The sequence below is a fragment of the Pseudomonas sp. NPDC088322 genome (assembly GCF_044740745.1).
Taxonomy (GTDB): Bacteria; Pseudomonadota; Gammaproteobacteria; order Pseudomonadales; family Pseudomonadaceae; genus Aquipseudomonas; species Aquipseudomonas shirazensis.
On sequence record NZ_JBIURK010000006.1, the window covers coordinates 297,120 to 310,150 of the forward strand.

A 13,031-nucleotide genomic window follows, 5' to 3' on the forward strand; every position below is an offset into this window, starting at 1 on the left:
CCTGCCCTACTCCAGGATTGATTCGATGCTCAAGGTTCTGCGTTACTTTGGCTGGCCACTGCTTACCGGCATATTGATCGCCATGCTGGTCATCCAGCGCTTTCCCGAGTGGGTCGGCCTGCCCAGCCAGGACGTCAACCTGCAGCAGGCGCCGCAGACCACGCGGATCATGCAGGGCCCGGTGTCGTACGCCGACGCCGTCACCCTGGCGGCGCCAGCGGTGGTCAACCTGTACACCACCAAAGTGGTCAACAAGAGTGCCCACCCGCTATTCGAAGACCCGCAGTTCCGCCGCTTCTTCGGTGACAACCTGCCCAAGCAACGGCGCTGGGAATCGAGCCTGGGTTCGGCGGTGATCATGAGCCCCGAAGGCTACCTGCTGACCAACAACCACGTCACCAGCGGTGCCGACCAGATCGTGGTCGCCCTCAAGGACGGCCGCGAGACCTTGGCCCGAGTGATCGGCAGCGACCCGGAAACCGACCTGGCGGTGCTCAAGATCGACCTGAAGAACCTGCCGGCGATTACCATCGGCCGCTCCGACACTATCCACATCGGCGACGTTTCGCTGGCCATCGGCAACCCGTTCGGGGTTGGCCAGACGGTGACCATGGGCATCATCAGCGCCACCGGGCGTAACCAGCTGGGCCTGAACAACTACGAAGACTTCATCCAGACCGATGCGGCGATCAACCCCGGCAATTCCGGGGGTGCGCTGGTCGACGCCAATGGCAACCTGGTCGGTATCAACACGGCGATATTCTCCAAGTCCGGCGGTTCGCAGGGTATCGGCTTCGCCATCCCGGTAAAACTGGCGCTTGAGGTGATGAAGTCGATCATCGAACACGGCCAGGTGATTCGCGGCTGGCTGGGGATCGAGGTGCAGCCACTCAGCCAGGAATTGGCCGAATCGTTTGGCCTCGAAGGCAAACCAGGGATCGTCGTAGCGGGGATCTTCCGCGATGGCCCGGCGCAGCGCGCAGGCTTGCAATTGGGTGATGTGATTCTGAGCATCAACGGCGAGCCGGCGGGCGATGGGCGCAAGTCGATGAACCAGGTGGCGCGGATCAAGCCGACCGACAAGGTGGCGATCGAGGTGATGCGCAATGGCAAGCAGCTCAAGCTGATCGCCGAAGTGGGCCTGCGCCCACCGCCGGCGCCGGTAGCGCCGAGCGAAGAGAAATAAACAAAAGGGGCCGCAATCGCGGCCCCTTTTTGTATCAGTGCAGGATCTGGCTGAGGAACAACTTGGTGCGGTCGCTCTGCGGCCGGTCGAAGAAGTCATCCGGCGCCGCCTGCTCTACGATCTCGCCCTTGTCCATGAAGATCACCCGGTTGGCCACGGTGCGGGCAAAGCCCATCTCGTGGGTCACGCAGAGCATGGTCATGCCGTCTTCGGCCAGGCCCACCATGGTGTCGAGCACCTCCTTGACCATCTCCGGGTCGAGCGCCGAGGTCGGCTCATCGAAAAGCATGATCTTCGGCTTCATGCACAGCGCTCGGGCAATTGCCACTCGCTGCTGCTGACCACCCGACAACTGCCCAGGGAACTTGTGCGCCTGCTCCGGGATGCGCACGCGCTCCAGATAGTGCATGGCGATTTCCTCGGCCTTGCGCTTGGGCATCTTGCGCACCCACATCGGCGCCAGGGTGCAGTTCTCGAGAATGGTCAGGTGCGGGAACAGGTTGAAGTGCTGAAACACCATGCCGACTTCGCGGCGGATCGCTTCGATCTGCTTGAGGTCGTTGGTCAGCTCGACGCCGTCAACGACGATGCGCCCTTGCTGATGCTCCTCGAGCCGGTTGAGGCAACGAATGGTGGTCGACTTGCCTGAGCCGGACGGCCCGCACAAGACGATCCGCTCGCCCTGACGCACGTTCAGGTTGATGTCCTTGAGCACATGGAACTGGCCGTACCACTTGTTCACGCCCTGCATCTGGATGATGCCTTCGGGGCCGGCAGGCTGCTTGATCGCTTCACTCATTTTGAAACTCCTAACGCTTGTGGCCAGTGTCCAGCTTGCGCTCCAGGTGCATGGAGTAGCGGGACATACCGAAACAGAAAATCCAGTAAACCAGGGCGGCAAACACGTAGCCCTCGGTCGCCATACCCAACCAGGCCGGGTCTGCCGTGGCTTGGCGCACGCTGTTGAGCAGGTCGAACAGGCCGATGATGATTACCAGGCTGGTGTCCTTGAACAGGGCAATGAAGGTGTTGACGATGCCCGGGATGACCAGCTTCAAGGCCTGCGGCAGGATCACCAGGCCCATCGAGCGCCAGTAACCCAGGCCCATCGCCGACGCGGCTTCGTACTGGCCTTTGGGGATGGCCTGCAAGCCACCCCGTACCACCTCGGCGATGTACGCCGACTCGAACAGGATGACGAAGATCATCGCCCGCAGCAGCTTGTCGAAGCTCATGCCTTCCGGCATGAACAACGGCAGCATCACCGAAGACATGAACAGCACGGTGATCAGCGGAATACCGCGCCAGAACTCGATGAAGGTCACCGACACCGACTTGATCACCGGCATCCGCGAGCGCCGCCCAAGTGCCAGCAGAATCCCCAACGGCAATGCCGCGGCGATACCGACGGTAGCGATCACCAGGGTCAGCATCAGCCCGCCCCACTGCGAGGTCGGTACCTGGCTCAGGCCAAAGCTGCCGCCATGCAGCAGGAAGTACGCCACGGTCGGGTAGACCAGCAGGTAGCCAATGCCGTAGGCCACCTTGCGCGGGAAGCGACGGATGAACAGCGGCGCAGCGCCGATCACGCCCAGCCACACGGTCAGGTCGACGCGCCAGCGCAGATCGCTCGGGTAATAGCCATACATGAACTGGCCGAAGCGCTGCTGGACAAACACCCAGCAGGCGCCCTCCTTGGTGCAGTCGGCGCGGGTATTGCCGGTCCAGTTGGCGTCGATGAACGCCCACTGCAGCAGCGGCGGCACGGCCAGCCAGATCAGGTAGATGGCAAAGAAGGTCAGCAGCGTGTTGATCCAGCTGGAGAACAGGTTGGCGCGCATCCAGGCCACCACACCAACGGTTTTCACCGGTGGTGGCATATCAGGTTTGAAAACATGGGCGTTCATGCGCGACTCCTACCGCTCGATCAGCGCAATGCGCTTGTTGTACCAGTTCATCAGCAACGAGATGCTGATGCTGATCGTCAGATAAACCGCCATGGTGATCGCCATGACCTCGACCGACTGGCCGGTCTGGTTGAGTACGGTGCCGGCAAACAGCGAGACCAGTTCCGGGTAGCCGATAACGGCTGCCAGTGAGGAGTTCTTGGTCAGGTTGAGGTACTGGCTGGTCAACGGTGGAATGATCACCCGCAGCGCCTGGGGAATGATCACCTTGCGCAACGTCGGGCCTTCGCGCAGCCCCAGCGAACGGGCGGCTTCGGTCTGGCCGTGGCTGACCGAGCGGATGCCGGCACGCACGATTTCGGCAATAAACGCAGCGGTATAGATCGATAGCGCCAGGGTCAGTGCCATGAACTCGGGGATCAGCACCCAGCCACCGGCAAAGTTGAAGCCTTTGAGCTGCGGCACTTCCCACTGCAGCGGGTTGCCGAACAGCAGCACGCACATGGCCGGAATGCCGACCATCAGCGCCAGGCCGACCCAGAACTTGTGGAACGGTTGCCCGGTTAGCTCGAAGCGCTTGTTGGCCTGGCGCACCATCAGCACCACCGCGACAATGGCGACCACCAGCGAAACCACAAACGGCCAGAAGCCATCGGCCATCGACGCGCCCGGCATGTTCACGCCGCGGCTACTGATAAAGAACAGGTCATCGATATTGATGCTGCCGCGCGGCCCAGGCAACGCGGTGAACACCGCGAAGTACCAGAACAGGATCTGCAGCAGTGGCGGGATGTTGCGGAAGGTCTCGACGTAGACCGTGGCCAGCTTGTAGACCACCCAGTTGGAGGACAGGCGGCCGACCCCCACGGTAAAGCCGATCAAGGTCGCCAGGACGATACCGATGACACTCGCCAGCAAGGTGTTGAGCAGGCCGACCAGCAGCACCCGCGAGTAGGTGTCCGCTTCGGTGTAGTCGATCAGGTGCTGGGCAATGCCGAAGCCAGCACTGCGCTCGAGAAAGTCGAAGCCCGAGGTGATGCCCCGGTGCTGCATGTTGGTTTGGGTGTTGTGGATCAGGTACCAGCCCAGACCGACCACGCAGACCACCGTGAGGATCTGGAACAGCCACGCGCGCACACGTGGATCACTAAGGGAAAAGCCCTTGGGTGCGCCGATTTGATTTTGCATGAAGTGCCCCGGAAAAAAGGGATCAGAACAGCCTGCGGCGGCAGGATGCCGCCGCAGGTGCAGCCATCAGCGCACCGGAGGTGCGTACTGGATGCCGCCGTTGTTCCACAGGGCATTCAGGCCACGATCGATCTGCAGCGGGGTGCTCTTGCCAAGGTTCTTCTCGAACACTTCGCCGTAGTTACCCACTTGCTTGACGATCTGTACCACCCAGTCCTTGGGCAACTTGAGGTCTTTGCCGTATTCGCCGTCAGCGCCGAGCAGGCGGGCGTTGTCCGGGTTCTTGCCGGATTTGGCTTCAGCCTCGACGTTTTTCGAGGTGAGGCCGGCTTCTTCGGCATTGAGCATGGCGAACAGGGTCCACTTGACGATGCTGAACCACTCTTCATCACCTTTACGCACGACAGGGCCCAGTGGCTCCTTGGAGATGGTCTCCGGGAGTACTACGTAGTCGGTCGGTGCTGCCAGCTTGGAGCGTTGTGCGTAGAGCTGCGACTTGTCCGAGGTGAGCACATCGCAGCGGCCCGATTCCAGCGACTTGGCGCTCTCGTCGGAGGTGTCGAAGGTGATCGGGGTGTACTTCAGGCCATTGGCGCGGAAGTAGTCGGAGACGTTCAGTTCGGTGGTGGTGCCTGCCTGGATGCAGACGGTCGCGCCGTCGAGCTCCTTGGCGCTGGAAACACCAAGTTTCTTGTTAACCAGGAAGCCGATGCCGTCGTAGTAGGTCACGCCAGCGAAGACCAGGCCCATGCCAGCATCACGCGAGCTGGTCCAGGTGGTGTTGCGCGAGAGTACATCGACTTCGCCGGACTGCAGCGCAGTGAAGCGCTCCTTGGCGTTGAGCTGGCTGAACTTGACCTTGGTGGCATCGCCGAACACTGCAGCGGCTACCGCACGGCACACATCGGCGTCGATGCCGACAATGTTGCCCTTGGCGTCAGGTACCGAGAAACCCGGCAGGCCATCGCTCACGCCACACTGGACGAAGCCCTTTTTCTTTACCGCATCCAGCGTAGCGCCGGCCTGGGCAAAACTGGTTGCACCCAGCGCGGCGGCAGCGGTCAGGACTGCCAGCGTGGTTTTCAACATCTTCATCTACAACCTCCAAATCGCTCTTGTTGTGTCGAGCCGGAATTGCACCGCACCCTTATGAGGCGCATCCGACCCCTGTTGGCTTGTTTTTGGGTCACGTGGTGCAATGAGCTGTTCTGTGACAGCCTTTGATCCAAACGAGGGGTGTTACCGTCGCCGGTCAATCCCTTCGCATCGGTAGACCCATAGCAAGGCGCGTACCACAGTTGCCGGCTTAAGCGTTTAAGCGGTCGTCAAGTAGGAAAAGTTGTACAGTTGCGACATCTTGTTAAGGCATTCGCTACCCCTGCCTTTTTTTAATGCACCTAATACGTACACGCGCACAAATTCGGAGCAGTTATGACCAACCCGTTGATTATCGAACCGCAAACCACCGCTGACGCCTGTGTGATCTGGTTGCACGGCCTGGGTGCCGACCGTTACGACTTCCTACCGGTGGCCGAATTTCTTCAGGAGCGTTTGCTCAGCACGCGCTTCGTCATGCCCCAGGCGCCGACCCGCCCAGTCACCATCAATGGCGGCTACGCCATGCCCAGCTGGTACGACATCAAGGCGATGACCCCGGCGCGCGCCATCGATGAAGCGCAGTTGGACGAGTCGGCCGAGCAGATCATCCAGTTGATCAAGGCCGAGCAGGCCAAAGGCATCAGCTTGGCGCGGATCATCCTCGCCGGGTTTTCCCAGGGCGGCGCGGTGGTGCTGCACACTGCCTATATAAAGTGGCAGGAAGCGCTCGGCGGGGTCATTGCCCTGTCGACCTACGCGCCGACCTTCAGTGCCGAGCACCAACTCAGTGCCTGCCAGGAGCGCACTCCTGCACTGTGCCTGCACGGCATCCATGACCCGGTGGTGATCCCGTCGATGGGCCGCACCGCCTTCGAGTACCTGAGCCAATGGAACGTCGCCGCGCGCTGGCAGGAGTACCCGATGGAGCATGAAGTGGCCGTGGCCGAGCTTGCTGATATCCACGACTGGCTCAGCGAACGGCTGCGTTGAACCCGGCCGGCAGGCAGCTGCCGGTGCATTCTCCTACGCCGCGCCCGAATCTTGCATTACACTGGCCGGCGTATATTCCTCAATCAAATAACGAGATGACCGTGCTGAAGGCACTGAAAAAGATATTCGGCAAGGGAGACGCCGCAGCGCAAACAGCTGCTCCCCAAGCCACTGAGACAGCACCCGCACCTGCGGTTCTACCGCCTGCTACCGAGGTTAAGCCTCACCCCGAGCCTGCCGTTGCTGCTGCGCCGGTTGTATCGCCGCGCAGCGAAAAGCCTGCGCAAGCCAAGCCTCGCCGCGAACGCAAGCCCAAGCCACAGGCCAGCCTGTGGAAGCCGGAAGATTTCGTCGTCGAAGCTCAGGAAGGCAAGACCCGCTTCCACGACTTCAAGCTCAGCAACGAGCTGATGCATGCCATTCAAGACCTCGGCTTCCCGTACTGCACGCCGATCCAGGCCCAGGTTCTGGGTTATACCCTGCGCGGTCAGGACGCCATCGGCCGGGCCCAGACCGGTACCGGCAAGACGGCCGCGTTTCTGATTTCGATCATTTCCCAGCTGCAGCAGACGCCGCCGCCGAAAGAGCGCTACATGGGCGAGCCGCGTGCGCTGATCATCGCGCCGACCCGCGAGCTGGTGGTGCAGATCGCCAAGGACGCCGCCGACCTGACCAAGTACAGCGGCCTCAACGTCATGACCTTTGTTGGCGGCATGGACTTCGACAAGCAGCTCAAAGCGCTTGAAGCCCGTCACTGCGACATTCTGGTGGCCACCCCGGGCCGCCTGCTGGACTTCCACCAGCGCGGCGAAGTGCACCTGGACATGGTCGAAGTGATGGTGCTCGATGAAGCTGACCGTATGCTCGACATGGGCTTCATCCCTCAGGTCCGGCAGATCATCCGCCAGACCCCGCCGAAGAGCGAACGGCAGACGCTGCTGTTCTCGGCGACCTTCACCGACGACGTGATGAACCTGGCCAAGCAGTGGACCACCAACCCGGCGATCGTCGAGATCGAGCCGGAAAACGTCGCCAGCGAAACTGTCGAGCAGCACGTCTACGCCGTTGCCGGCAGCGACAAGTACAAGCTGCTGTACAACCTGATCACCCAGCAGAAGTGGGAACGGGTGATGGTCTTTGCCAACCGCAAGGACGAAGTGCGGCGTATCGAAGAGCGCCTGGTGCGCGATGGCATCAACGCCGCTCAGCTGTCCGGCGATGTACCGCAGCACAAGCGTATTCGTACTCTGGAGAATTTCCGCGAAGGGCGCGTCACCGTGCTGGTCGCTACCGACGTTGCCGGACGCGGGATTCACATCGATGGCATCAGCCACGTGATCAACTTCACCCTGCCGGAAGATCCGGACGACTACGTGCACCGCATCGGCCGCACCGGTCGCGCTGGCGCCGCTGGCATCTCGATCAGTTTTGCGGGTGAAGACGACTCGTATCAGTTGCCGGGCATCGAAGCCCTGCTGGGTCGCAAGATCAAGTGCGAAATGCCGCCTGACGAACTGCTTCAGGCGGTGCCGCGCAAGGCGCACTGATAGTCCGATCGCAGGCTCTGCCGAACTACCAGCGTTCGGCAGCCTGCTGATCGCTGTGCCTGCCCTCGACCCAGCGTGGTCCGTCTTCGGTGGTTTCTTTCTTCCAGAACGGCGCGCGGGTTTTCAGGTAATCCATGATGAAGTTGCAGCCATCGAAGGCGGCCTGACGGTGCGCGCTGGCAACGCCGACGAAAACTATCGGCTCGCCGGGCTGAAGCGTCCCTATACGGTGCAGCACCTCGACCTTGAGCAACGGCCAACGCTGCTCGGCTTCGACGATGATCTTGGTCAGGGCCTTTTCGGTCATGCCGGGGGCGTGCTCGAGAAACATCCCCGCCACTTCGCGGCCATCGTTGAAGTCGCGCACATAGCCGACAAAACTCACCACCGCACCCACGCCGGCATTTGCCGCGTGCATGGCATTGACCTCGGCGCCGGGATCGAACGCCTGTTGCTGCACTCGTACGGCCATGTTCAGCCTCCGGTCACCGGTGGGAAAAATGCAACTTCGTCGCCATCTGCCAGTGGTTCAGCCAAACGGCAAAGGTCCTGGTTGCGCGCGCACATCAGATTCTGTTCGGCGAGCACGGCATACTCCGGGCCTTTGCCAAGCAGTGCCTGGCGGACTGCTTCGACAGATCCGAAGTCACCCTCCAGGCGCTCACCGTCGCGCCCAAGCAGCTCACGGTAACGGGCGAAGTACACCACCTCGACGCTCATTGCGCGGCCGCCTTGAAGTCGCCGCTCTTGCCACCGACCTTCTCCAGCAGGCGTACCTGTTCGATGACCATGCCTTTGTCGACGGCTTTGCACATGTCGTAGATGGTCAGCGCGGCGACGCTGGCAGCCGTCAGTGCTTCCATCTCCACTCCGGTCTGCCCGGCGAGCTTGCAGCGGGCAACGATACGCACGCCATCAACGCCATCGGCTGTGAGCTCGACCTTGACGCTGGTGAGCATCAGCGGGTGGCACAGCGGGATCAGGTCACTGGTCTTTTTCGCCGCCTGGATACCGGCAATACGCGCCACGGCGAACACATCACCCTTGGGGTGATCACCGTCGACGATCATTTGCAGGGTCTGCGGCAACATGCGTACCCGCGCCTCGGCCACTGCCTCGCGCTGGGTCACGGCTTTTTCAGTGACGTCGACCATATTGGCGCGCCCCTGGGAATCGAGATGAGTCAGCACTGCTCTGCTCCTGTGAAGGGAGCAGAGAGTGTAAACCTGCAAGTCAGCATTTCGCAGCGAAAATAACCAGGCGGCGAACCGCCCGGCCAGATGGTTTACATATGCGACTCGGCGTACTCGGCGAGCACCGAGCGCGGAACACCCTGCAGGGTGATGTGCACGCCGTGGGGGAAGTCCTTGAAGCGCTCGGTCAGGTAGGTCAGGCCCGAGCTGGTTGCGGACAGGTAAGGGGTGTCGATCTGCGCCAGGTTGCCCAGGCAGACCACCTTGGAGCCAGCACCGGCACGGGTGATGATGGTTTTCATCTGGTGCGGGGTGAGGTTCTGGCATTCATCGATCAGGATCAGGCTCTGCTGGAAACTGCGACCGCGGATGTAGTTCAGCGATTTGAACTGCAGCGGTACCCGTTCAAGGATGTACTCGACACTGCCGTGGGTACTCTCGTCGTCCATGTGCAGGGCTTCGAGGTTGTCGGTGATAGCGCCCAGCCAAGGCTCCATCTTCTCCGCCTCGGTACCGGGCAGGAAGCCGATCTCCTGGTCCAGCCCCTGCACGCTGCGGGTGGCGATGATGCGCCGGTAGCGTTTGCTGACCATGGTTTGTTCGATGGCTGCCGCCAACGCCAGGATGGTCTTGCCCGAACCCGCTGCGCCGGTCAGGTTGACCAGATGGATATCCGGATCGAGCAAGGCGAACAGCGCCAGGCTCTGGTGGATGTCACGCGGTTTCAGGCCCCAGGCTTCCTGGTGCAACAGCGGCTCCTGGTGCAGGTCGAGCAACAGCAGTTCGCCCTCGCGGATGCCTTTGACCCAGCCGACAAAGCCTTGCTCGTCGATGATGAACTCGTTGACGTGCACCGACGGCAACGGGTCGGTCAGTTGTACCCGGTGCCAGGTACGGCCGCGCTCCTGACGCGTGTCGACCTTGTTGACGCGGTCCCAGAAGGAACCGCTGACCGAGTGATAGCCCTTGGACAACAGCGATACGTCGTCAACCAGTTGGTCGGTGCTGTAGTCCTCGGCGGCAATGCCGCAGGCGCGCGCCTTGAGGCGCATGTTGATGTCTTTGGTGACCAGCACCACGTCCAGATCCGCACGTTTGGCGCGCAGTTCCAGCAACTGGTTGATGATGATGTTGTCAGCGAGGTTTTCCGGCAGCAGGCGATTGGGCTCGCTGCGCGGGCCCATCAGGATCGACAGGAAGCCTTTTGGTCCGCTCTTGCCACGCTGGATCGGCACGCCCTGTTCGACGTCATTGGGTGACGCGTCGGCAAGGGTCTGGTCGATCAGGCGAATGGCCTGGCGGCAGTCGGCGGCGATGGTCTTTGTGCCCGTCTTGAGCTTGTCGAGTTCCTCCAGCACCGTCATCGGGATAGCGACGTGGTGCTCCTCGAAGTTGAGCAGGGCGTTGGGATCGTGGATCAGGACGTTGGTATCGAGCACATACAGGATTGGCTTGCTGGAGGAAGGGTTGCGTCCATGGTCATCCATACTCGGGCACCTTATGTCAGAACCGCGCGACGCATTCTGGCTGCGTCGCAGAGTGACGCCGTTCTCCCCGTATCCGCGTTGTTACGGGCGGGGGGCTCACCTGGCAAAGGAGGGTCTGGATGACGCCACCTGTGCTGCAGGAATCGGCTGTCTGGTTCTTTCATACCGCAAAAACGATGAACAAAAAAAGCTTTTTTACGTGTTGATGAAGTTTATTTTTCCGAATGACGATCCGACCTTGGCGAAGCCCCGGCATGGGTCTAGAGTCATATATCAAGCTCAATCGCCATCACCCGCCTACGCCGCTCTGCGCCGTTGCGCCAGCGTCTGCGCCGCGCCCGTATTCCTTGCAGTCCTGCCAACCGATACCGCTCTGCACCGTGTGCTGCAGCAGCCACTCCAGCGCCGGCTGAGCCTTGCTCTGGTTGTCATGAAACTGGATAACGCCCTTGCGCCACAACAGCATCAGCGTCACCACACGCTGGGCTGATGCCTCGGCGGTCAGTGCGCCATCGTCCATTGCGTCGATATCCCACAACGACACCTGCAGCCCTTCGCTGGCCATGAACGCCTCACCATCGCTGCGCCGCTGGCCATAGGGCGGACGGAACAGCGGCACGTACTGCTCGGGCAACTCGGCCTGCACCCACGCCTGGCTGCGCCGCAGCGAATCCTGCCAACCCTGCCATTGCGCGTGGGAGCGATACTCCCAGCCCTGGATGCCGACGCACTGCTTGCGGTACACGTCCTGCAATCGGCCAGCGCCGCTGTCGCGGCGCTGCTGCAGACGGCTGCCAAGGACGAAGAAGGTGGCGTTGAGTTTCTGCCGGCGCAGGTAATCGGCCAGGTTGTCGGTGCTGCTGCCCTGCCCGCCTGGTCCGCCAACAAAGGTCAGCAGGAACATCCGGTCATTCAGTTCATCGCCGTTGCGCTCGCGGCTGGACAGCCGTTCGATCTCGCTGCTGGTCTGCGGGAACAGCGCCGCCTTGCGCAGCTGTTCATCCAGGTAGCGCCGATGGAAGCTATGGCTGGGTTCGGTCCAGCCGACATAGAACTCGCCGACATCGGCATTGAAGGTGGCCGCCCGGGTGCGCAATTCGGCCATCGACTCGAGCGGATAGCAGAACGACGCATCCTGCTCGCAACTGCGCTGCGCCTGCTGGTAGTTCTGCCACAGCCGCTGCCACATCCGCGCCCGCACCGCACGCACTACCGGCAGGTTGACCTGCCTGAGCTGCAGCCGCGCCGCCAGCGCCGGCTCGTCGAGCATTTCGCTCTCCTGCAGCACTTGGGCAAACGACAGGATCTCGGCCCGCGACGCCACATCGAACAGCACCGGGCTGTCCAGTTGCTCAGGCCACAGGCTGCGATCAAAGCTGGCCGGGACGACCGGGGCGGCTTGCACGGCCAGGCTCAACACACTGGCCAGCACGGCCAAGGCAATGCGCACGATCAGATTCTCCATTTCATCCTGGCCGGCACTATAGCGCGACCCTCGTCGATGTTCTGTGACTATCGTCGGCATAGTTTGGACTTGCCCGGTTCAGCCCGTAGAATCGGCCCCATTCGATTTCAGGAGCCGACCCGATGCTGACGGTGATTTCCCCCGCCAAAACCCTCGACTACGACACCCCGCCGGTGACCGAGCGTTTCACCCTGCCGCAGTATCTGGATCACTCGCAGGCGCTGATCAGCCAACTGCGCGACCTGAGCCCGGCACAGATCAGCGAGCTGATGCACCTCTCGGACAAACTGGCCGGCCTCAACGCCGCACGCTTTGGCAGCTGGAGCGCAGACTTCACCCCAGACAATGCCAAACAAGCGCTGCTCGCGTTCAAAGGTGACGTATACACCGGGCTCGACGCCGAAAGCCTCAGTGAAGACGACTTCAGCTACGCCCAGGATCACCTGCGCATGCTCTCCGGCCTGTACGGCCTGCTGCGTCCACTCGACCTGATGCAACCCTACCGCCTGGAGATGGGCACCAAGCTGGCCAACCCACGCGGCAAGGACCTGTACGCCTTCTGGGACACGCGCATCAGCGAATGGCTGAACCAGGCACTGGCCGAGCAAGGCGACGACGTGCTGCTCAACCTGGCCAGTAACGAGTACTTCAGTGCGGTCAAACGCAGCGCGCTCAAGGCACGGATCATCAGTGTCGATTTCAAGGACTGGAAGAACGGCCAGTACAAGATCATCAGCTTCTACGCCAAGAAAGCCCGTGGGATGATGAGCCGGTTCGTGATCCAGGAGCGAATCGCCGATCCGGAGCAGCTCAAGCAGTTCGATGTGCAGGGGTACTACTACAGTGTTGAGCAGTCGAAGCCGGATCAGCTGGTGTTTCTGCGGGATCACCTGTAGGAGCGGCCTTGTGTCGCGAAAGGCCCGCAAAGCGGGCCCGGCGATGTCGGCGGCGAAGCTGAAAATGAGGGCAC

General features: G+C 61.6%; 13 protein-coding genes. 4 read left to right on the plus strand and 9 right to left on the minus strand.

Features of this window, described 5'->3' with window-relative positions:
• Positions 1-25 precede the first annotated feature (25 nt).
• Positions 26-1,186, plus strand: coding sequence for a Do family serine endopeptidase AlgW (algW, locus tag ACIOAU_RS17890; protein ID WP_101322025.1), 1,161 nt, complete (start codon positions 26-28; stop codon positions 1,184-1,186).
• A 34-nt stretch (positions 1,187-1,220) separates the two neighbouring features.
• Here the strand turns inward: algW and ACIOAU_RS17895 are convergent, their stop codons facing one another.
• The 4 genes from ACIOAU_RS17895 to ACIOAU_RS17910 all read right to left on the minus strand — a co-directional run bounded on the left by ACIOAU_RS17895 (position 1,221) and on the right by ACIOAU_RS17910 (position 5,376).
• Entirely contained in the window at positions 1,221-1,985 is a 765-nt protein-coding gene (locus tag ACIOAU_RS17895) for an amino acid ABC transporter ATP-binding protein (RefSeq protein WP_103438495.1), read from the minus strand.
• Between the two features lie 10 nt (positions 1,986-1,995).
• A complete protein-coding gene (locus ACIOAU_RS17900; protein ID WP_401183671.1) occupies positions 1,996-3,093 on the minus strand; it encodes an amino acid ABC transporter permease in 1,098 nt (365 codons plus the stop codon).
• Positions 3,094-3,102: 9 nt separating this feature from the next.
• Entirely contained in the window at positions 3,103-4,281 is a 1,179-nt protein-coding gene (locus tag ACIOAU_RS17905; RefSeq protein ID WP_101322028.1) for an amino acid ABC transporter permease, read from the minus strand.
• Between the two features lie 66 nt (positions 4,282-4,347).
• On the minus strand, positions 4,348-5,376 hold the full coding sequence (locus ACIOAU_RS17910; RefSeq protein ID WP_101322029.1) for an amino acid ABC transporter substrate-binding protein: 1,029 nt from the start codon (positions 5,374-5,376) through the stop codon (positions 4,348-4,350).
• A 336-nt stretch (positions 5,377-5,712) separates the two neighbouring features.
• On the opposite strand from ACIOAU_RS17910, the gene ACIOAU_RS17915 reads away from it, so the two are divergent.
• Together ACIOAU_RS17915 and rhlB are read left to right on the plus strand one after the other, a co-directional pair.
• Entirely contained in the window at positions 5,713-6,369 is a 657-nt protein-coding gene (locus ACIOAU_RS17915; protein ID WP_101322030.1) for an alpha/beta hydrolase, read from the plus strand.
• A gap of 101 nt (positions 6,370-6,470) precedes the next feature.
• Positions 6,471-7,916, plus strand: a complete 1,446-nt coding sequence (gene rhlB / locus ACIOAU_RS17920) for an ATP-dependent RNA helicase RhlB (protein WP_101323100.1) — start codon at positions 6,471-6,473, stop codon at positions 7,914-7,916.
• A gap of 25 nt (positions 7,917-7,941) precedes the next feature.
• Here the strand turns inward: rhlB and moaE are convergent, their stop codons facing one another.
• From moaE to ACIOAU_RS17945, 5 genes are all read right to left on the minus strand, one after another.
• On the minus strand, positions 7,942-8,388 hold the full coding sequence (moaE, locus tag ACIOAU_RS17925; protein ID WP_101322031.1) for a molybdopterin synthase catalytic subunit MoaE: 447 nt from the start codon (positions 8,386-8,388) through the stop codon (positions 7,942-7,944).
• A 2-nt stretch (positions 8,389-8,390) separates the two neighbouring features.
• Positions 8,391-8,636 carry a MoaD/ThiS family protein gene (locus tag ACIOAU_RS17930; RefSeq protein WP_181089681.1) on the minus strand — a complete coding sequence of 82 codons (246 nt, stop codon included), beginning with the start codon at positions 8,634-8,636 and terminating at the stop codon, positions 8,391-8,393.
• Positions 8,633-9,106 (minus strand): cyclic pyranopterin monophosphate synthase MoaC, encoded by a 474-nt coding sequence (moaC, locus tag ACIOAU_RS17935; RefSeq protein WP_101322033.1) that lies wholly within the window; start codon positions 9,104-9,106, stop codon positions 8,633-8,635. The genes ACIOAU_RS17930 and moaC overlap by 4 nt, the downstream gene beginning before the upstream one ends.
• Positions 9,107-9,201: 95 nt before the next feature.
• The gene (locus ACIOAU_RS17940; RefSeq protein WP_101322034.1) at positions 9,202-10,596 is read right to left on the minus strand and encodes a PhoH family protein; all 1,395 of its coding nucleotides are present in this window, start codon (positions 10,594-10,596) and stop codon (positions 9,202-9,204) included.
• 289 nt (positions 10,597-10,885) lie between these two features.
• Positions 10,886-12,046, minus strand: a complete 1,161-nt coding sequence (locus tag ACIOAU_RS17945) for a polysaccharide deacetylase family protein (protein ID WP_401183784.1) — start codon at positions 12,044-12,046, stop codon at positions 10,886-10,888.
• A 137-nt stretch (positions 12,047-12,183) separates the two neighbouring features.
• Here ACIOAU_RS17945 and yaaA point away from each other — a divergent pair, with 137 nt between their 5' ends.
• A complete protein-coding gene (yaaA, locus tag ACIOAU_RS17950) occupies positions 12,184-12,957 on the plus strand; it encodes a peroxide stress protein YaaA (protein ID WP_188036624.1) in 774 nt (257 codons plus the stop codon).
• Positions 12,958-13,031: the final 74 nt, after the last annotated feature.